General features: G+C 69.0%; 18 protein-coding genes. 5 read left to right on the top strand and 13 right to left on the bottom strand.

All coding sequences use genetic code 11. From position 1 onward, the window contains the following. Positions 1-24 precede the first annotated feature (24 nt). Entirely contained in the window at positions 25-1,029 is a 1,005-nt protein-coding gene (locus tag IEY26_RS13045; protein WP_188979627.1) for an aldo/keto reductase, read from the bottom strand. Positions 1,030-1,128: 99 nt separating this feature from the next. Between IEY26_RS13045 and gfo6 the strand changes: the two genes are divergently transcribed. Next, on the top strand, positions 1,129-2,208 hold the full coding sequence (gfo6, locus tag IEY26_RS13040) for a D-xylose 1-dehydrogenase Gfo6 (protein ID WP_188979625.1): 1,080 nt from the start codon (positions 1,129-1,131) through the stop codon (positions 2,206-2,208). A 12-nt stretch (positions 2,209-2,220) separates the two neighbouring features. Here gfo6 and IEY26_RS13035 read toward each other — a convergent pair whose 3' ends face one another. From IEY26_RS13035 to IEY26_RS12995, 9 genes are all read right to left on the bottom strand, one after another. Further along, positions 2,221-2,622, bottom strand: coding sequence for a helix-turn-helix domain-containing protein (locus IEY26_RS13035; protein WP_188979623.1), 402 nt, complete (start codon positions 2,620-2,622; stop codon positions 2,221-2,223). Between the two features lie 154 nt (positions 2,623-2,776). Continuing rightward, positions 2,777-3,127: a winged helix-turn-helix domain-containing protein gene (locus tag IEY26_RS13030; protein WP_188979621.1), complete on the bottom strand. Its 351-nt coding sequence runs from the start codon at positions 3,125-3,127 to the stop codon at positions 2,777-2,779. Between the two features lie 213 nt (positions 3,128-3,340). Beyond that, entirely contained in the window at positions 3,341-3,484 is a 144-nt protein-coding gene (locus IEY26_RS13025; RefSeq protein WP_188979619.1) for a hypothetical protein, read from the bottom strand. A gap of 495 nt (positions 3,485-3,979) precedes the next feature. Continuing rightward, positions 3,980-4,666, bottom strand: a complete 687-nt coding sequence (locus IEY26_RS13020; protein WP_188979617.1) for a DUF7546 family protein — start codon at positions 4,664-4,666, stop codon at positions 3,980-3,982. Beyond that, positions 4,663-7,074, bottom strand: coding sequence for a heavy metal translocating P-type ATPase (locus IEY26_RS13015; RefSeq protein WP_188979615.1), 2,412 nt, complete (start codon positions 7,072-7,074; stop codon positions 4,663-4,665). Before IEY26_RS13015 ends, IEY26_RS13020 begins: the two co-directional genes overlap by 4 nt. Before the next feature lie 9 nt (positions 7,075-7,083). Beyond that, on the bottom strand, positions 7,084-7,662 hold the full coding sequence (locus IEY26_RS13010) for a hypothetical protein (protein ID WP_188979613.1): 579 nt from the start codon (positions 7,660-7,662) through the stop codon (positions 7,084-7,086). Positions 7,663-7,664: 2 nt separating this feature from the next. Further along, the gene (locus IEY26_RS13005) at positions 7,665-9,344 is read right to left on the bottom strand and encodes a cbb3-type cytochrome c oxidase subunit I (RefSeq protein WP_188979611.1); all 1,680 of its coding nucleotides are present in this window, start codon (positions 9,342-9,344) and stop codon (positions 7,665-7,667) included. After that, positions 9,344-9,934: a cytochrome c oxidase subunit II gene (locus IEY26_RS13000; protein ID WP_188979609.1), complete on the bottom strand. Its 591-nt coding sequence runs from the start codon at positions 9,932-9,934 to the stop codon at positions 9,344-9,346. Before IEY26_RS13000 ends, IEY26_RS13005 begins: the two co-directional genes overlap by 1 nt. Positions 9,935-9,941: 7 nt before the next feature. Then, entirely contained in the window at positions 9,942-11,192 is a 1,251-nt protein-coding gene (locus IEY26_RS12995) for a halocyanin domain-containing protein (protein WP_188979607.1), read from the bottom strand. A gap of 181 nt (positions 11,193-11,373) precedes the next feature. Here IEY26_RS12995 and IEY26_RS12990 point away from each other — a divergent pair, with 181 nt between their 5' ends. After that, a complete protein-coding gene (locus tag IEY26_RS12990) occupies positions 11,374-11,556 on the top strand; it encodes a hypothetical protein (RefSeq protein WP_188979605.1) in 183 nt (60 codons plus the stop codon). A gap of 399 nt (positions 11,557-11,955) precedes the next feature. On the opposite strand, the gene IEY26_RS12985 is transcribed toward IEY26_RS12990, so the two are convergent. Further along, positions 11,956-13,002, bottom strand: coding sequence for a dipeptide epimerase (locus IEY26_RS12985; RefSeq protein ID WP_188979603.1), 1,047 nt, complete (start codon positions 13,000-13,002; stop codon positions 11,956-11,958). Further along, positions 12,999-14,036: a DUF1611 domain-containing protein gene (locus tag IEY26_RS12980; protein ID WP_188979601.1), complete on the bottom strand. Its 1,038-nt coding sequence runs from the start codon at positions 14,034-14,036 to the stop codon at positions 12,999-13,001. Before IEY26_RS12980 ends, IEY26_RS12985 begins: the two co-directional genes overlap by 4 nt. A gap of 177 nt (positions 14,037-14,213) precedes the next feature. Here IEY26_RS12980 and IEY26_RS12975 point away from each other — a divergent pair, with 177 nt between their 5' ends. The 3 genes from IEY26_RS12975 to IEY26_RS12965 all read left to right on the top strand — a co-directional run bounded on the left by IEY26_RS12975 (position 14,214) and on the right by IEY26_RS12965 (position 17,254). Next, on the top strand, positions 14,214-14,888 hold the full coding sequence (locus IEY26_RS12975) for a helix-turn-helix domain-containing protein (RefSeq protein WP_229774116.1): 675 nt from the start codon (positions 14,214-14,216) through the stop codon (positions 14,886-14,888). 78 nt (positions 14,889-14,966) lie between these two features. Beyond that, entirely contained in the window at positions 14,967-16,355 is a 1,389-nt protein-coding gene (locus tag IEY26_RS12970; protein WP_188979599.1) for an APC family permease, read from the top strand. Positions 16,356-16,408: 53 nt separating this feature from the next. Beyond that, entirely contained in the window at positions 16,409-17,254 is an 846-nt protein-coding gene (locus tag IEY26_RS12965) for an alpha/beta fold hydrolase (protein ID WP_188979598.1), read from the top strand. On the opposite strand, the gene IEY26_RS12960 is transcribed toward IEY26_RS12965, so the two are convergent. Beyond that, on the bottom strand, positions 17,251-18,006 hold the full coding sequence (locus tag IEY26_RS12960) for a Sir2 family NAD-dependent protein deacetylase (RefSeq protein WP_188979596.1): 756 nt from the start codon (positions 18,004-18,006) through the stop codon (positions 17,251-17,253). The two genes, IEY26_RS12965 and IEY26_RS12960, sit on opposite strands and share 4 nt — an antisense overlap. Positions 18,007-18,035: the final 29 nt, after the last annotated feature.

Below are 18,035 nucleotides of genomic sequence, written 5' to 3'. Positions count from 1 at the left end.
TCACCGCCGCTCCAGAGCGCCGGCTTAGAGCCCGGCGTAGGGGCCGCCCTTGGCTTCGGTGAGGCGGTCGACCTGCTCGTCGGTGAGGTCGACGGCGGCGGCGTCGAGGTTCTCTTCGAGCTGCTCGACGGTGCGCGCGCCGACGATGGGCGCGGAGACGCCGTCGCGGTGCATGAGCCACGCGAGCGCGACCTGCGCCGGCGACGCGTCGACGTCCGCGGCGACCTCGTCGAGGACGTCGTGCACGTCGAAGTTCTCCTCCGTGAGGTAGGAGTCGGCGAACCGGCTGGACTCCGCGGCGCGCGACTCGCCCGTGAGGCCGTCCTCGCGGGTGTACTTCCCGGTGAGGAAGCCCTGGCCGAGCGGGCTCCACGGGCAGACGCCGAGGCCCTCGTCGCGCGCCATCTCGAGGTAGTCGCCCTCGACTTCGCGGTCCACGAGGTTGTACCGCGGCTGGAGGACGGTGAATGGCTCCCAGCCCTCGTCGCGGGCGAGCTGGTTCGCGCGGGCGACCTTCCACGCGTTCGGGCGGAGCGTCGACGCGCCGAGGTAGTGGACTTTCCCGTCCTCGACCAGCCGGTTGAGCGTCTTCATCATCTCGCGCGTCGGCGTCTCGTCGTCCCAGCGGTGGATGTAGAGCACGTCGACGTAGTCCGTGTCGAGGCGCTCTAAGAGCGCGTCGATGCGGTGTCGGATGTTCTTCCGGTTCGTGCCGCGGCTGTTCGGGTCGTTCTCTCGGATCTGCCAGTAGACCTTCGAGGCGATGGTGTAGCGCTCGCGGTCGCGGTCGGCGAGCCAGTCGCCGATCCACTCCTCGCTCTGCCCGCCGCCGTAGACGTCGGCGGTGTCGATGTAGCGCCCGCCCGCGGCCTCGTAGGCGTCGAGGAGTTCGTACGCGCGCTCCTCGCCGATTTCGACGTTCCCTTCTTCGGTCTCCTTGCCGAACCGCCACGTGCCGAGTTGGAGTTCGCTGGTCTGGAGGCCGGTGTCGCCGAGCGAGACAAAGCCGAGTTCGTCGAGTGAAGGCATACCCGGAGTGACGGGTGTCGCGTGGAAAAGCGTTCAGCATCCGGCAGCCCGGTCGCGGCGTCCCGCGGCTTTATGCGGCGGAGCGCAGTATCGAGACGTATGTCGCTATCGAGCTATCTCTCTGCGTTCGACGACCGGGACTGGGAGACGGATGCGTCTGGAACGGTGCGGTTCGCGCTCGTCGGCCTCGGCTGGTGGACGGTCGACGAGGCGCTCCCCGCCGTCGCCGACTCGGACTTCTGCGAGGCGACGGTGTTCGTGTCGAGCTCGCGGGAGAAAGCCCGCGACGTCGCCGCGGACGTCGACACCGCGGCGGCCGCGCTCACCTACGAGGCGTTCCACGACGGCGCGGCGTCAGGAGAGTACGACGCGGTCTACGTCTGCACGCCGAACGCCACCCACCTGGAGTTCACGCGAACCGCCGCCGAACTCGGGAAGGACGTCCTCACGGAGAAGCCGATGGAGGCGACGGCACCGCGCGCCGCGGAGATGGTTCGGGTCTGTGAGGCCGAGGACGTCGCGCTCGCGGTCGGCTACCGGATGCAGACCGAACCCGTCATCCGCCGGGTCCGCGACCTCGTCCGCGACGGCGTCATCGGCGACCCGCGGTTCGTCCACTCGGAGAACACCCAGCGCCTCCTCGACATCTTCGCCGACCCCGACCAGTGGCGGCTGGACCCCGAGCTCACGGGGTACGGGAGCTCCGTGATGGACCTCGGCATCTACTCCATCAACACGACGCGGTTCCTCCTCGACGCCGACCCCGTCGCCGTGCAGGCGACGATGCGCTCCGAGCACGACGCCTTCGACGACGTGCCGGACGAACGCGCCGCGCTCCTCGTCGAGTACGAGGGCGGCGTCGACGCGACCTTCACCACGAGCCAGCGCGCCCACGACGGCTCGTACCTCGAACTCACGGGCACCGACGGCCGCGTCCGCATCGAACCCGCGTTCCACATGGAGACCGACTTCCGCCTCACCGTCGACGACCGCACCGTCGACGTCGACACGCCGACGACGAACCAGATGACCGAAATCTTCGATTACGCCGCCCACGGCTTCCTCACGGACACGCCCCTCGAACTCGACGGCGCGCACGGCCTCGTCGATATGCAGACCGTCGCCGCCGCCCACGCCGCCGCCGGCCGCGGCGAACGCGTCCGCGTCGACGAAAAGTAGTCCGTCTCGTTCTCACTCGGCGGTCGCGGAGTCGGCGTTCGCGTCGCCGTACGTCTCGGCGAACTCGCCGATGAGCTGGCCCATCTTCGCGTACCAGTCGTTCAGCATCCGCTGGAGGTCCTGCGCGACGACGTCGGGATCGCGCGGCTCGTAGACGTGGTAGTAGCCGCCCTGCTCGTAGTTCACCTGCTCCTTCCGGACGAAGCCCGCGGTGAGGAGGCGCTGCACGGAGCGGTAGGCGGTAGAGCGCTCGCGGTCGACGCGCTCTGCGACGTCGTCGATGGTGAGCGGCTCCGCGCTCTCCGTGAGCTCCCGAAACACCTCCTTGTCGATCTCGCCGAGGCCGTGGAAGCACTCCAAGAGGCCCTCACACTCCATGTCCCGCTGGAGCATCTCGTGCATCGAATCAGCCATTACTGGCCCGAAGTAGGGTTCTCACGGGCAAAAGTGTTTGTATGGGTACTGCAATACTGGAGCGCTGTGTCGGTCAGTGACGTCCCGAACCGCCCGCCGTCGCCCCGGGGGCGGCGGGCGGTGCCGAGGACGACCTCGGAGACGGACGGCCGCGTCACTCCCGCTCGAGGCGGGCGTCGTCGTCGACGGTGATCGTCACGGCGTCGACGGTGCGGGAGAACTGCTTTCGGTGGTTGCCGTCGCTGCGGACCTTGACCTTCGAGTCGACGAGGCCGACGTCCACGAGACGGTCGAGCTTCCGGTACGCCGTCGAGGACGGGACGTCGCAGCACTGACAGAGCCCCGCGGCCGTCCGCGGCTCGTCGAGCGCACGCAGGAACGCACGGCAGTCGGCGTCGTCGAGGGCGGCCACCAACTCGTCGGCGTCGTCGAGGACGGTCACCAACTCGTCGCCGTCGTCGGGCGACTCGCCGGCCCGCTGTCCCGGTCGATACTCCTGAAGCATCAGCGGGCCACCTCGCGTCGGTCCGAGCATCGAGTGAGTCGGTCTGCGTCAGCCATCAGTGCCTACTCGGAGGGAGCCACCGGACGGTCCAGAATGTGTCCCCGAACATGTTCGCGGCACGGTCGTCGCCCGGCGCACGTGAACCCGTTCGAGTGAGGCCGCCCCGTCACTCCGGCTCAAAGGACCGTAGACCGTCGCCGCGCTTCCCCCGCTCTAGAGTCCCTTGTAGAGGCTCTGCATGGACTTCACGCCGAAGTAGCCGGCAGCGCCGACGGCGACGGCACCGCGCTCACCCGCGACGACGTAGCCGGCGAGCACACCGACCGCACCGGCCGCGTACGCGCCTCTAGTCGACACCGCCCGTCCGAGACGTCTCGTTCGGTCGCCCATAGCCGACGTATGCGTGCCTCCACTGTCGGTGTCTCCCCGAACTCGTTCGGCTGTCGGACTTATCCGGGAGCCGTTATCGGAGGCCGGCTGCGCGGGAGGTATCAGACGCCGGGGGCGTCTCAAGACCCGCCGCGCGGGACGGCAGATGCGGCGCGTCGCCTTCGACGTATGCGCCGGCGGCGAGGGTAGCCGTCCGCTTCGACCCGCTCGCACGGACAGCCCCCGACGCCGGTCTCCTCGAACCGGTAGACGTCGCCTGGGCGCGCCAGACGTCGGGCAGCGCGCGTTCGAACGACCGGAAACGGGCGGGCGTTCAACTACGGGAACGCGTCGTCGCAGAACGCACGAACCGTCTCGTGGGTCGACCGCGACAGTCCCCCGGGTTAGCGAGTGATGCCACCCGACGCGCCTCGAAGTCGCGATGCGGGTAATCGGCTCGCAACCGATAGCGGGTGCACGCGCCTAGTGGGCGTGCGGCGGGGTCGCTCGACCAATCGCCCACCGTATCGCGGTGACGAACCGAGCGGGGAGCGCGAACGATCGATCGAGAAGGACGAGGGTGACGAGGAAGACGACCGTCGACGCGTCGTACGCGTACGGTGACTGCGACATCGCCCCGAGGAGACCGCCGCCGAGCCCGCCGCCGAGGAGCGCAGTCACGAGTGGATACGTGCAACTGACACAGGAGAACAACCCGACGAGGGCGCTCGCCGCCAGTGCGGCCGCGTCGACGAGGCGCGCGTAGACGAGGTAGGTGAGCGACAGGACGCCGACGAGCTTGAACGGGATGATCGCCACCCGGAGACCGGACGTCGTCGCGAGGACCGCCGGTCCCCAGCCGGGGGGAAGCCACGAGACTGTCAGTGACGGCGGAGCGGCGGTCGTGGCGACGACGCCGTTCGCGACGAGTAACACGCCGAGGTAGACAACGGCGAGCCCCCCCGCCAGGAGTCGGCGCCTGCGGCCGCCACTGACTGGCCACGCTCGCGTCACCGCCACGGCTCCGGCGGTGGTCCACACGAACGGGTAGAGGAGGTAGCGCGGCGCGAGTATCGACGAGTTCGCCGTCAGAACGTACCACGCCAGGAGCGTTGCTTCGACGGCGACGAGCGCGGCGAGACCCGCTCGCGACCGGCGAGTCGTCGTCACGCGCGGACCACCCGCTCGATCCGCGACCGCGCTCGAGCGAACGGCAGGCGCGCGCGATATCGGCTTACTCCGTCGAGCGTTCTCGCGCTGTTCGCGACGACGAAGAGGCTGCTCGCCCCCATCGCGACCGCGGCGAGGAGCGGATTGAGGACGCCGAGGAGCGCGAGCGGGACGGCCACGGCGTTGTAGCAGAACGCCCAGGCGAGGTTCGTGCGAATCCGCCGTCGAGTGGCGCTCGCGACGGCGAGCAGGGTCGGAACGACGTCGAAGCCACCGGCTGTCACGACGACGTCCGCGGCGTCCGTCGTGAGCTCGACGCCGTCGGCGACTGCGACGCCGACGTCCGCGGCGGCGAGCGCGGGCGCGTCGTTCGTCCCGTCTCCAACCATCGCGACTGTCTCGCGTTCGCGGAGGCGGTCGATCACCGCGGCCTTCCCCTCCGGCGGGACTCCCGCGAACACGCGGTCGACTTCGGGGCACGCGCGGAACGGCGCTGCGCGCTCCGCGCGGTCACCGGTGAGGACTACGACGCGATGGTCGTCCGCGAGCGTCGAGACGACCTCCCGCCAGCCTGACCGCGGCGTGTCGGCCGCCAGTCCGACCGCGGTCGCCTCGCCGCTGACCCCGACGACCACCGGAACGTACCCCTCGCTCGCGGCGTCGTCGATGCGGTCCGCGAGCGCCGCGGGAACACGCCACTCCCGCGCTTCGAAGAGGTCCGGGTCGCCGACGAGGACCTCGTCGCCATCGACGCGTCCCGAGACCCCGTGCGCGTGGTTCCGAACGCCGCTCACGCTGGCGTTGTCCGCCGTCGCGAACTCGCAGACCGCCTCGGCGACCGGATGGTCGACGTAGGTTTCGAGCGCGGCCGCCGCGCGCAGGGCGCTCCGGTCCCCGGCGACGTCCTCGATGGACATCTCCCCGGTCGTGAGCGTGCCCGTCTTATCGAGTGCGACGACGTCGATGTCGCCGCCGTGCTCGAAGACGTTCGAATCCGTCACGATCGCGTCGGCCTCGAGCGCGGTTCGGATGCCGCGCGAGACTGCGAGGGGCGTGGCGAGGCCGAGCGCGCAGGGACAGGAGACGATGAGGACGGTCAACGCGATCAGGAGCGCGGATTCGGGAGCGGTTCCGAGGGCGAGGTGCGCGAGCAGTCCGAGCACCGACAGCCCGAAGACGCCCGGGACGAAGACCGCGGCCGCCTTGTCGGCGAGCCGCTGGACACCGCTGTGCGTGGTCTGGGCGTCCCAGAGCGCGTCGGTGATCCGGTCGAGCGTCCGCTCGGTCCCGTCGGCGACGCGCGCTGTCACGCCGCCGGCGACCAGGCGGCTTCCGCCGACGACGGCGTCGCCCACGGAGACCTGCCGCGGCCGGGACTCCCCGGTGAGCAGCGACTCCTCGACGGCACCCTCCCCGTCAGTGACGGTGCCGTCGAGGGGAACGCGCTCCCCGCTCCGCAAGACGATGCGGTCGCCGGCGTCGACCGACTCGAGTGCCGCGCGCTCGACCCCGTCGGTCGTCCGAACGCGGACGGTCTGCGCCCGCTCCGTCGTCGTGGTTCGGAGCCGCTCCGTCGTCCGGGACTTGATCCGCGTTTCCAGATACTCGCCGAGCGTCACGACGAGGACGACGACGATGGAGACGTCGAAGTACACCTCGGTGCCGCCGAGCAGGAGAACGAGGACGCTATACCCGAACGCGGCCCCGGACGCGAGCGCGACGAGCAGGTCCATGTTCGGCCGGCGGGCGCGGAGGCTGACGAGCGCCCCGCGGAAGATCGGGTAGCCCGCTATCGCCGTCCCCGCGCCCGCGAAGACGGCGAGATTCCAGAGGAGGTACTGGCCGGCGACGCTCGACGTGGTGAAGAACGGCAGCAGGGGCGCTCCGCCGAGGTAGACCGGGTAGAGGAAGGGGACGTAGTAGACCATCACCATCATCCCGAAGAACCCCCCGAGGAGCAAGCGCACGGACGCCGTGAGCGTCGCGGATTCGTCGACGTCCGCTCCGCGCTGGCGGACGCGGTAGCCGTAGCCGGAGACGGCCGATGCGAGCTCACTGGGGTCGGTTCGGTCGGCGTCGTAGGTGACTTTCAGCGCGTCTCCCGCGTAACTGGCGTCCGCGTCGAAGACGCCGTCTGACTCCTGCGCGCGCGACTGAAGGAACGCCTCGCAGGTCGCACAGTGCATCCCGTCCACGGCGAGATACGCCGTTTCCGCGTCGTCCGGGACCGAGTCTGCGTCCGCATCCGCGGCGAGTGCATCTCGCGCCGTCTCGGCGTCAGCCGCCGAGGCGTCGTCGAGCGTGCGGGCGACTTCCAGGCAGCCGCGACAGCAGAAGCGACCGTCCGCGCCGTCGTCCGTGACGGGCGGCTGGGGCGTCTCGAGCCCGCAGAGTGTACAGGACGGCATGGTCGAGGGTTACTCGTTCCTCTGCGCGGCCGGGAGCGGTGCCAGCTGGACGGTCTTCTTCGAAGTCCGCCCCCCGATAGTGACCGTCGTGTCCACCGATTTCGGCGTCGCATCCGCAGGGAGCGTGTACGTCGACTGCACGGTAGCCGTCCCGCCCGGTGAGACGGGGTCGGTCTGACCGCCCCCTTCGACGGTCTCCCCCCCGTCGGTCGTGACGGCACCGAGACTGAATCGGTAGGCCGCCTGCTGGGTGTTCTTCACACCGGCAGAGAGGACGAGTCGTTCACCGTCGCTCGTCGAGGATATCGCGGCGTTTCGCAGCGTCTCCCGCGTCGGCGTATCCGGGCGGAGCTCGCCACCGATTCCGACGTCGACGCCGGTGGGCTTCGAATAGGAACTCCCTCCGCTGGCGAAGTCCTGACGGAGGAGGCCGACGAGCGTGCGCCCCTCGACGACGACCGGGACGGCGACGCTGATCGGGGCGAGGTACTTGATGTAGGAGCGGCGACTCCACACGTCGTCCTCGACGTTGCTGGCGCGACTCGCCGACCGCGTCTCGGCGGTCTCAGACTGCGTGTTCTCTGTCATTGTTAGGCGGGGATGGGAGCGGAGCCGGGCGCGAAGAGCCCGTGTTGAATCATCTGTGCGATAGGGATGCCGTAGGCGATGACGACGAGCAGGACGGCGATCGCGAACCAGAGGCGGAAGTCGTCGAGGATCCCGGGGCCGGCGTCGGCTCCCGAGAGCGGCTCGGGGACGTGACCGTTCACGGCGAGCGGCATCGCGCCGCGTTCACCCCGCCACGTCTGTAGCACGACGACGAGGAAGCAACAGAGGGAGACGAAGAGCAGCGCAGCGCCCCCGACGAGCTGGAGGTGCGTCTCTCCCAGTCCGGTGATGGGGAGGTTGAACGTCACCTGCGAGTACTGGGGGAGCGAGGTACGGCGGGGGACGCCGGCGAGTCCCTCTCGGTGCATCGCGTTCGACATGACGACCATGCCGACGAACCAGAGGTACGGCTGGACGGCCGCGAGCGTCCGGTGGCGCAGACGTTTGCCGGTGAGCTGCGGCAAGAGCCAGTAGGTGACGGCCATGAAGGTGAGGGCGACGGCAGTGCCGACGGTGAGGTGGAAGTGGCCGGGCACCCAGATGGTGTTGTGGATCATCGCGTTGATGTTCAGCCCGGCGTTCACCATCCCGCCGAAGCCACCGGCGGCGAAGATCAGGCCGGCGAGCGCGCAGCCGGAGAACGCGGGGTTCTCCCAGGGGAGGGCGCGTAGCCAGCTCAGGCGGCCGGTGCCGCCGCGCTGTCGAGCGCCGTGCTCCATGCTCGCGACGACAGTGAACGCGGTCATCAGGCTCGGAAGGAGGATGAAGTACGTGCTCACCATCTGAACGAACTTCAGCCCCTGGGAGATGCCGGGGTCACTGAACTGGTGATGGAGACCCACCGGCGTCGAGAGGAGGAGGAAGAGGAGGAAGACGACGCGAGCGAGCGAGTCAGAGAGGAGGCGTCCGCCGGAGAACTTCGGCAGGAGCGAGTACCAGACGAAGTACGCGGGTAACAGCCAGAAGTAGACGACTGCGTGCCCGAAGTACCAGAAGAGCGTGCGCGTGAGCAGCGGGTTGACGGCCGGGATCCAGCCGAGCGACCAGGGGAGGAGGAAGAAGACCACCTCGATGGCGACGCCCGCCGAGCAGAGGAACCAGAGCAGCATCGTCGCGACCGCCATGAACGTCTGGAGCGGGATTCGCGTGTCCGGGTTGTGCTGCTGCCAGTCGTAGAGCGACCAGAGGAAATCGACGCCCGCGCCCCAGGAGCCGACGACGAGGAGCGCGAGTCCGACGTAGAAGGTCGGGGACGCTTCGAGCGGCGCGTAGAACGTGTAGAGGACTGTGGCGTGAAGCGGGATCCAGCTGACTAACTCGCCGAGGACCGAGACGAACGAGAGAATCGGCCCGAGAGTCATCAGCGTGAACCAGCCCCAGGTGACGCGCCGGTCGTGGAAGCCACGTCCGAGGCTGCGCGTGACGCCCCACGTGAAGAGGCCGACGGTGAAGAACGTCGTGAAGACGAGCGCCATCAGGACGCCGTGGGCGGTGAGTATCGCGTAGTACTGCGTCGGTGAGAAGAACGAACGGACGAAGTCCGCCCGGAACCACGCCTGGAGCAGTCCGAAGAGGCCGCCGATCCCGACGGCGACGAGCGCAACGGCGATGTTCAATCGAGCGATCTTCGCTTCGAACGGATGCTCGTCGACGAACGCCATCACCGATCACCCCCGACCACGGTATTCAGCGGGGTCCTGCTCGAGCGGTCACTCTGCGTGCTGTTCGACGTCTGGTTTGCCGTCGTGTTCTCGGTCGGAGGCAGCGCGGACCGAGGAACGACGACGAGTTGTCCTTGCATGTTCTGGTGGCCGGCACCGCAGTACTCGTTGCAGACGATCCCGTACGTATTCGGCTGATCGAACGTGGTCGAGAATCTGTTCACCTGACCGGGGACCACTATGACGTTGATATTCGTCCCGACGACCTCGAATCCGTGAACGACGTCCGGACTCGCCACGCGGAACGTCACAGTCGTGTTCGCCGGGACCATGATTGGCGTCTGCGTCCCCGGCTGGAACAAGAACTGCCGGGTGACGACGTCGACGACGTAGTGATCAGACTCCACCCAGCGCCCTCCGGGGTCCGCGAACTCGGTGTTCGAGAGGTCGTTCGAGTTGATCGTCTCGTGGGAGTTCCCGGTCGTCGTCACGCCGAGACCGATCACCCCGTAGACGACCGAGGCGATCAGTCCGACGATGAACAGTAGTGAGATAGCGATCCAGATCTTCTCGTATCGGTGTATGTCCATTACGTAATCACCCGAGGATGTGCGGCCCGTGGCTGAGGAATTCGATGAAGTACATGAGGATCCACGCGATCGTGATGATCGCGAGGTAGCCGGCGATGAGCGTCGCCGTCCCCCACGGATCGTACTCGTCGTGCGGGATCGCGTTCTCTGGCTCTCGACGCGCCGCTTCGACGGTTTCCGGGGGCGCTGTCGGCGTCTCCGGCTCCCGCTCCGCGCGCCGCTGTCGGTAGTCGTCGATGAGATACCACGCCGTCGCGAGGAGGGCAACGACCGCGGGAGCGAATACCAACGCCGCCAGGAACTGCACGAGCCCCCCGGCAGACGAACTGTCGCCGCCGCCGCCGCCACCGCCGCCGCCGCCGCCCCCGCTTGCGGATCCGGTGACGAAGACGCCGCCCTTCATGCCGAGCGAAAGGTGGGGTTCACAGTAATACTCGTACGTCCCCGACGTCTGGAAGGTGTAGGAGTACGAGTACCCCGTGTTCTTGATTTCGGGTTTCCCCTGCCAGTTCGCGTCCGACGGCTGGTTCTCGACGAGGATGTTGTGCGTGTCCGACACCCAGTTGAACGTTACCTCCGTCCCGGGATCGATTTTCACTGCGGGCGGCGCGTACGCGTACGGGCCGCCGTTCCCGTCCGCGCCGACGTCGACCGTTACCTCGCTCTGTCCGGTCTTGTCGACCGTCGTCCCGTCGTAGTTTTTGACTTCCCCGCCCCTCCCGGCGTCGGTGAACCAGTCGCCCCAGTCCGCGCTCTCGCTGCCGCCGCTCCCGCCGCCGCCGCCCGCGACGACGATGACGCCCTTCATCCCGGGTGCGAGGTGCGGCTCGCAGTAGTACTTGTACGTGCCCGCAGTCTGGAAGGTGTGGGAGTAGGAGTACCCCGTGTTCTTGATCGCCGGTTCGCCCTGCCAGTTCGCGTCAGACGGCTGCTCTTGAACCTTGATGTTGTGCGTGTTCGACACCCACTCGAACTGGACGTTCGTCCCGGGCGAGATCTTCACCGCGGGTGGGGAGAACGCGTACGTCCCGTTGTTCCCCTCCGTTCCGACCTTGACGGTCACCGAATCCTGTCCGGTCTTGTCGACCGTCGTCCCGTCGTAGTTCTGTGTCTCTCCGCCCGTCGAGCTCCCGAACCAGCCGCCGTAGTCGCCGCCCGATTGCGCCGACGTCGTTCCGACCGCAGCGGCGGCCGCGGCGGCCGTCGCCCCCGCTTGAATGAATCGGCGTCGAGTCGGTTTCCGGGGCGAGTTAGTCATCACTCCCCCTCCGAGGTGCGGTCGAAACGCCGCCAGTCATACTAACTGGAGTTGATATGTTCGGCCAGATGGCCCAGTTCATACGCGGAAATTTAGACAGCTACAGATAAGCCGTTGTTAGCGTACCCAGTACCTGGGACTGACCGCTACGCTTAACACTTCCTTCACTTCACCTACGACTATGGCAGAGATGTCGACCCGCTGGTTGGCCGGACTGGCGCTCCTCGCTCTGATACCGGTACTCGCGTTTCTACTCGTGGAAGGCCAACTCGTCGTCCTGCTAGCCGCCGTGAACGTCTGCTTGTTCACGTACGTGCTCTACACCTTCTTCGGCCCCGCGAGCCGGAGTCACTCCACGAACTGATCGGAGCCGTGTTCAGTCCCGACGCCTCCCCCGTTCGAGGTATGAGACACCCTAGGCACCGCAGGCTGAACTGGAGCGAGAGGACGCCGTCTCCGACTCTGCCGATGGGACCGGCCGGTGTGTCAGTCGAATCTATTCCTCCGTGAACGGCAGTTCCTCACCGCGGACCCCCGTGGCGCGCTCTCTCTCTCCCGGCGGCGCACCGTACGCCCCCTCGGAGAGCAGCGTCGAGCGCCGACGCCTCCAGCGCCTCGGAGTTCGGTGGGCGGTCCGGCGTCTCGCCGGCAAGCTTCCCCGCGCTGTCCACCTCCCGCTGTCGGTCCGGGCCGAACGCGGTCACACCTCGCCCACTCGACCGATGCCCGTTCAAACTCGATGGGTGTGCGGTCGCGCGAGCGGTCAGGGCTCGACGCCGTGGCCGGGGCCGGCCGGCTCGATGACGGGACCGCGTTCGAGGGAGCCGAGGTCTTCGGCGAGGAGGCGGTTGCTGTCGAGGTCGACGTGAGCGAACCGGCCGTCACCGGCGACGAGGTGGGCGGCGGCGTGCGTGCCGAGCGAGGATTCGACCATGCAGCCGACCATGGCCTCGCGGTTCGCCGCCCGTGCAACCTCGACGATCGCCTGCCCGCCGAGCAGGCCGGATTTGCCGAGCTTCACGTTCAGGACGTCGGCGGCGTCCGCGCGAACCACCCGAACGGCGTCGTCGGGCGTGAAGACGGATTCGTCCGCGCCGACGGGGACCGATACGCGTTCCCGGACGTGCGCCATCCCGGTGAGGTCGGCGGCGGCGACCGGCTGTTCGAGGAGCGCGAGGTCGACGCCGCGGTCGTCGAGCGCGTCCGCGAATCGAACCGACTCGTTCGGCGTCCACCCCTGGTTCGCGTCGACGGTGAGCGTCGCATCGGGAGCGGCGTCTCGAACCGCGGCGACGCGCTCGACGTCCCGCTCGACGGTGGTTCCGGTCTTCACTTTCAGCGTCTCGTACCCGTCTTCGACCGCGGTCGCAGCGCGTTCGCGCGCGACCCCGGCGTCGAGAATCGGGACGGTGAGATCCGTCTCGACGGTGTCGGGCGCGCCGCCGAAGAGCGCGGCGAGCGGGAGGTCGCGGCGGCGACAGTACGCGTCGAGGACGGCGGTTTCGACGGCGAGCGTCGCCGCCGGCTGCTTCGGGAACGTCGAGCGGACGGCCGCGACGAGGTCGCGATACTGCGCTTCGTCCTCGCCTTCGACGAGCGCGGCGGCGGCCCGGGCGGTTTCGAGCGTCGCGGCCTGCGTCTCGCCGGTCACGCTCGTCGCCGGTGCGCCCTCGCCGAACCCGCGCGTGCCGTCGTCGAGCGTGACGGTGACGAGGACGTTCTCGGCGGCGTGCTGCGTCCCGGTGGCGATTTCGAACGGCGCGGTCATCGCCAGGTCGAGCGGCTCGACCGCGAGGTCGGTGACCGTCATAGGGCGTCGCGGACGGCGTCGAGGAGGTCGGCAGCGCCGCCGTCGCGGTAGACGTTCGCCGTCGGTAGACCGTGTTTCTCCCCTTCGCTCTCGGGGTCGCCCCACGTCGAGAGCGCGGCGACGGTGGCGTCGGAGTGTGCGGCGACGAGGTCGCGCTCTGCCTCGACGCCGCCGAGCTCGAAACGCGGGAACGGTCCCCGTGTTTTTCGCGTCGGGTCGTCGACGAGGACGACGGCGTCCGGCCACGCGCCGTGGAGGAGCGAGAGCGTCACGCCCGCGTAGGCGCGGTGGGCGAGCGACGCCTGCCCCTCGACGAAGACGAGGTCGTGGTCGGCGGCGACGTCCTTCACCATCGACTCGACGACGCCGGCGGCGAAGTCGGCGGGCACGCGGTCGACGACGACGCCCTGCTGTGCGCCGACCATGATGCCCGTCTGGCCCGTGGCGACCCAGCCGGCGTCGAGGCCGGCTTGCCGGGCGGCCCGGTAGAGTTCGAACGTCGTCGTGCGCTTCCCGACCGCGCAGTCCGTCCCGCAGGTGAGGACGATATCGGCGTCGACGTCCTCGACGCTCCCGTCCGCGACGCGCAGGTCGCTCGGCGGTTTCCGGACGTCGAACAACCGAGTGCCGTGTTCGGCGGCGAGCGCCTGCCACTCGGCGTCTTCCGAGAGGAACGTGTGGAGGCCGGAGACGACGTCACAGCCGCCCGCGATAGCGTCCTCGATGTCGTCGGCCCACGCCTCCGGGAGGTCGCCGCCAGCGGGGGCGACGCCGACGACGAGCACCGCCGCGTCCGGGCGCGCGTCGAGGGCGTCCGCCACTGACTCGACGACCGGCACGTCGGGCGCGTCCGGCTTCCCGAGGACGTCGCGCGCCGACCGGCCGGCCGTCGTCGAGTCCACCACGGCCCGCGCGTCGAACAGCTCTGAGTGCATGACGACTCCGTTCGCGGTCTTCCCGGCGACGTCGCCGAACGCGCCCTCGGCGAGGACGATTGCGGGAGCCGGGGCGTCGAACGCACTGCGTAGGTCCATGGGCCTAGCTAGCGCGAGTCGCCGGAAAGTACACCCTCCCTCTCATGAACGGTCCGACGACGTGCTTTTGCCGGTACCCGGCCTACGCGGAGGTATGGCACGCCGGCACGGGGCTCACGGGACGGGGGAACGCGGGGCGAAGCGGCGGAGCGAGCGAGGGAGTGGGGGTGGCGGGCGGTGCGGCTGACGCTCGACCTCTGGCATCCGGAGTGCTGGACGCTCGAAGTGACGGAGGCCGTCGACGCCGGCCTGCTCGGCCACGGCGTCTACACGGTCGACGGGCAGGCGAACGGGCGGTTCACGGCGTACGCCGAGACGACCGAGGAGGTGGACGAACTCGTCGACGAGATCGAGGCGTCGCCGCTCACCGACGCGGTCTGGGTCGTCGACGACCCCGGGGTCGTCGACGAGACCATCCCGGGGAACGCGAGCCGCCGGCTCGTCGTCCGCTACGACATCGAGAAGAGCATCAACGACGCGCTCGTCTCCCGGGGATTCATCCCGGACGAGCCGGTGCGGATGGCCGACGGCCGCGAGTCGTGGACCGTTATCGCGGACTGCACGCGCGACGACGCCCTCGACCGCCTCGCCGACATCGAAGCCGAACTCGACGCCGACATCGCGGTGAGTCGCGTCACCGCCACCGAACAGAGCGGCGCGGGCGTCCTCCCCCTCGACGACCTCTCCGAGCGCCAGCGCGAGGTCTTCGAGACCGCGCGCGACGAAGGCTACTACGCGTGGCCGCGACACGTCTCCGCCGCCGACCTCGCCGACGACCTCGACGTCTCCAAGGCGACGCTTCTCGAACACCTCCGGAAGGCCGAAGCCAAACTCCTCGGCCGCCCCGAGTAGCCCCCTCGACGGCGCTCCCCCGCGACCCGTTCATGCTAGAGGCCGGTACTATGCCCGAAGTGTGAACTATGGTAGCCCATGCCAAGTAACTCGAGCCGCGACGACCGCAGCCTCTCCCGCGACATGGGGCTGCTCGGCGCGATGAGCACCGTTATCGCGGGCACGCTCGGCGCGGGCCTGTTCGTCACCCTCGGCACCGCGTCCGCGACGACCGGCCCCAGCATCATCCTCGTCGTCGTCCTCTCCGGGATTCTCGCGATGGCTATCGCGGTGAACTACTCGTGGATGGCGACCATCTTCCCGGCCGCCTCAGGCTCCTACGCCTACATCTCACGGACCTACCGGAACCGCCTGCCCGGGTTTCTCGTCACGTGGTCGAAGTGGCTCGGCTACATGGCCGCCGACGCCGCGCTCGCGCTCGGCTTCGGCAGCTACCTCAAAGTCTTCTACCCGAGCGTCGACGCCACCCTCGCCGGGTTCGCCCTCCTCACCGTCCTCTTCCTCGTGAACCTCGTCGGCGTCCGGACCTACAGCCGCTCGCAGAACGCCATCTTCGGCGTCCTCATCCTCTCCATCCTCGTCCTCGTGATTCCCGGGAGCTTCAACGTCCAGCCGAGCAACTACACGCCCTTCTTCACCGGCGGGACGAACGGCTTCATCGCCGCCGCCGTCCCGCTCTTCTACGCCTACATCGGCATCGCCGTCGCCGGCCAGATGGGCGCGGAAGTGAAGAACCCCTCGCGGAACCTCCCGCTCGCGATGGCCGGCGGTACCGCCATCCTCATCCTCCTCTACGTCTGGACGGCGGCCGTCATCTACGGCGTCGTCGGCGACTACACGCTGCTCGCGAACTCCGACCGCCCGCTCGCCACCGCCGCCGCCACCTTCCTGCCGTTTAACGCGACCGCCGTCGTCGCGTTCGGCGGCCTGCTCGCCACCGCTTCTTCCGTTCACGCCGTCATGGCCGCCGGCATCAAGATGCCGTACTCGTGGTCGTGGGACAACGTCTTCCCCGCGCAGTTCTCCGCCGTCAGCGAGCGCTTCCGCACGCCCCACTGGAGCCTCGTTACCCTCTACGTCGTCGCGTCCGCGCTCACCTTCTACTCCACCGGCCTCACGCAGGTCATCGTCATCGCGACGTTCTCCTACCTCATCGCGTACTGCACGGTCTCCGCGACCGCGCTCTACGTCCGGTTCAGTCGGCCGGAGCTCGCCGCCCGCGCCGGCTTCGACAGCAAGGCCGGCCTCGCCATCACCGGCCTCCTCGGCACCGTCGGCTCCCTCGGCCTCCTCACGAAGGCCTACCAGGGGTCGCTCACCGTCTACGTCCCGTGGCTCGTCGTCGGCCTCGTCGTCTTCGCCGGCTACTGGTACTACAACCGCGGCGGGGAAGACGTCGACGCCATCCTCGACACCCTCCCCGGCGTCCACTCCGAGGACAAGGACGCCGAGCGCATCGTCGACTGACCCCTCTTCCGCGAGCCGGAGATTTATCACGGTTCTTCCCGATTTCGTAGGCGATGGATCACACCGAGTGGACTGACCGACAGGACGAACGGAGCGTAACCGTCGACGGCGAGGCGCGCCGCGTCGCCTACTACGACGCCGGCGACGCCGACGGTGACGACCGGCCCGTGGTCTTCCTGCACGGGATTCCGACGTGGTCGTTCCTCTGGCGGGACGTCGCGCCCGCGCTCGCCGACGACTACCGCGTGCTCGCGCCGGACCTACTCGGCTACGGGAACTCCGCGAACGCCGACGCCTTCGACCGCTCGATTCGCGCTCAGGAGGCGATGCTCGACGCGTTCCTCGACGGCCTCGGCGTCGACGCCGTGACGCTCGTCGGCCACGACATCGGCGGCGGCGTCGCCTCCCGGTTCGCCGCCCACCAGCCCGAGCGAGTGGCGAACCTCGTCCTCTCGAACGCCGTCGCCTACGACTCCTGGCCGGTCGAGTTCGTGAACGACCTCAGCATCCCCGGCGCGGTGTCGCGAATGAGCAGCGACGAGTTCGAGGCGGCGTTCGACTTCGCGTTCGCCGACGGCGTCCACGGCGACGCCGACCCGGACTTCGTCGAGGGGATGAAGGCTCCGTGGCGCTCCGAGGCCGGCCGCGTCTCCCTCGAACGCTGCGCCGTCGCCACGAACACGAGCCACACCACCGAACTCGACTACTCGAACATCACCGCGGACACGCTCCTGCTCTGGGGCGCGGACGACGTCATGCAGCCCGTCGAGTACGCCGAGCGGCTCGCCGACGACGTCGGCGGCGGAGCGGAAATCGTCGAACTCGGCGACGCCTACCACTGGGTCGTCGAAGACCGAACGGAGACATACGTCGACGCGCTCCGCGACTTCCTCGACTAACTATCGACTATTGCGTCGACGACCGCGGGGAGGACGTCGGTGGCGTCGTCGTGGATCACGACCTCCGCGAGCGCGTCCTGCGGGGTCGAGTCGAGGTTGACGACCGCGAGCGACCCGCCGTAGGTTGCTTTCCGCGGGATGGACGCGGCGGGCTCGACGGTGAGCGAGGAGCCGGTGGCGATGAGCAAGTCGCTCTCACGGGCGAGGTCGCGAGCGCGGTCGAGCGCGCCGCGCGGGAGGCGTTCGCCGAAGAGGACGACGGCGGGCTTGAGGAGGCCGCCGCAGGCCTCGCAGGTCGGCGGCAGGTCGCCGTCGCGGACGCGCTCGCGGACGGGCGCGGCGTCCGCGCGAGCGCCGCAGTCCACGCACTCGACCTCGCGGTTCGTCCCGTGGAGCTCCACGAGCGACTCCGTTCCGGCGTCCCGATGCAGGCCGTCGGTGTTCTGCGTGATAACGGCGTCCAGCTCTCCGGCGGCTTCGAGGTCGGCGAGCGCGCGGTGCGCGGCGTTCGGCGCGACCCCGTCGGGTGCCATGCGCTCGTAGAGGGCGAGGCGCTCGCGCCAGAAGCCCGCCGGGTCGTTCCGGAAGCGGTCGACGTGGAAATCCGCCGGGTCGAACTCGTCGCCCCAGACGCCGTCCTCGCCGCGGAACGTCGGAATGCCGGACGCGGCGCTGACGCCCGCGCCCGTGAACGCGACGACGGCGTCGGCGTCACGGACGCGAGCGGCGAGCGCATCGACGCGGGTAGTCATCGGCTCTGCCTATTCTGCGGAGCGAGTTA

It is taken from the genome of Halocalculus aciditolerans, assembly GCF_014647475.1.
GTDB lineage: Archaea > Halobacteriota > Halobacteria > Halobacteriales > Halobacteriaceae > Halocalculus > Halocalculus aciditolerans.
Note: the sequence above shows the minus strand (reverse complement) of the source record. Positions and strands in the feature narration are given on the sequence as shown.

Bases quoted from the DNA above. Each gene is read 5' to 3' on its own strand.
- IEY26_RS13045 (WP_188979627.1), bottom strand. From the start codon at position 1,029: ATGCCTTCACTCGACGAACTCGGCTTTGTCTCGCTCGGCGACACCGGC.
- gfo6 (WP_188979625.1), top strand. From the start codon at position 1,129: ATGTCGCTATCGAGCTATCTCTCTGCGTTCGACGACCGGGACTGGGAG.
- IEY26_RS13035 (WP_188979623.1), bottom strand. From the start codon at position 2,622: ATGGCTGATTCGATGCACGAGATGCTCCAGCGGGACATGGAGTGTGAG.
- IEY26_RS13030 (WP_188979621.1), bottom strand. From the start codon at position 3,127: ATGCTTCAGGAGTATCGACCGGGACAGCGGGCCGGCGAGTCGCCCGAC.
- IEY26_RS13015 (WP_188979615.1), bottom strand. From the start codon at position 7,074: ATGCCGTCCTGTACACTCTGCGGGCTCGAGACGCCCCAGCCGCCCGTC.
- IEY26_RS13010 (WP_188979613.1), bottom strand. From the start codon at position 7,662: ATGACAGAGAACACGCAGTCTGAGACCGCCGAGACGCGGTCGGCGAGT.
- IEY26_RS13005 (WP_188979611.1), bottom strand. From the start codon at position 9,344: ATGGCGTTCGTCGACGAGCATCCGTTCGAAGCGAAGATCGCTCGATTG.
- IEY26_RS13000 (WP_188979609.1), bottom strand. From the start codon at position 9,934: ATGGACATACACCGATACGAGAAGATCTGGATCGCTATCTCACTACTG.
- IEY26_RS12995 (WP_188979607.1), bottom strand. From the start codon at position 11,192: ATGACTAACTCGCCCCGGAAACCGACTCGACGCCGATTCATTCAAGCG.
- IEY26_RS12990 (WP_188979605.1), top strand. From the start codon at position 11,374: ATGGCAGAGATGTCGACCCGCTGGTTGGCCGGACTGGCGCTCCTCGCT.
- IEY26_RS12985 (WP_188979603.1), bottom strand. From the start codon at position 13,002: ATGACGGTCACCGACCTCGCGGTCGAGCCGCTCGACCTGGCGATGACC.
- IEY26_RS12980 (WP_188979601.1), bottom strand. From the start codon at position 14,036: ATGGACCTACGCAGTGCGTTCGACGCCCCGGCTCCCGCAATCGTCCTC.
- IEY26_RS12970 (WP_188979599.1), top strand. From the start codon at position 14,967: ATGCCAAGTAACTCGAGCCGCGACGACCGCAGCCTCTCCCGCGACATG.
- IEY26_RS12965 (WP_188979598.1), top strand. From the start codon at position 16,409: ATGGATCACACCGAGTGGACTGACCGACAGGACGAACGGAGCGTAACC.
- IEY26_RS12960 (WP_188979596.1), bottom strand. From the start codon at position 18,006: ATGACTACCCGCGTCGATGCGCTCGCCGCTCGCGTCCGTGACGCCGAC.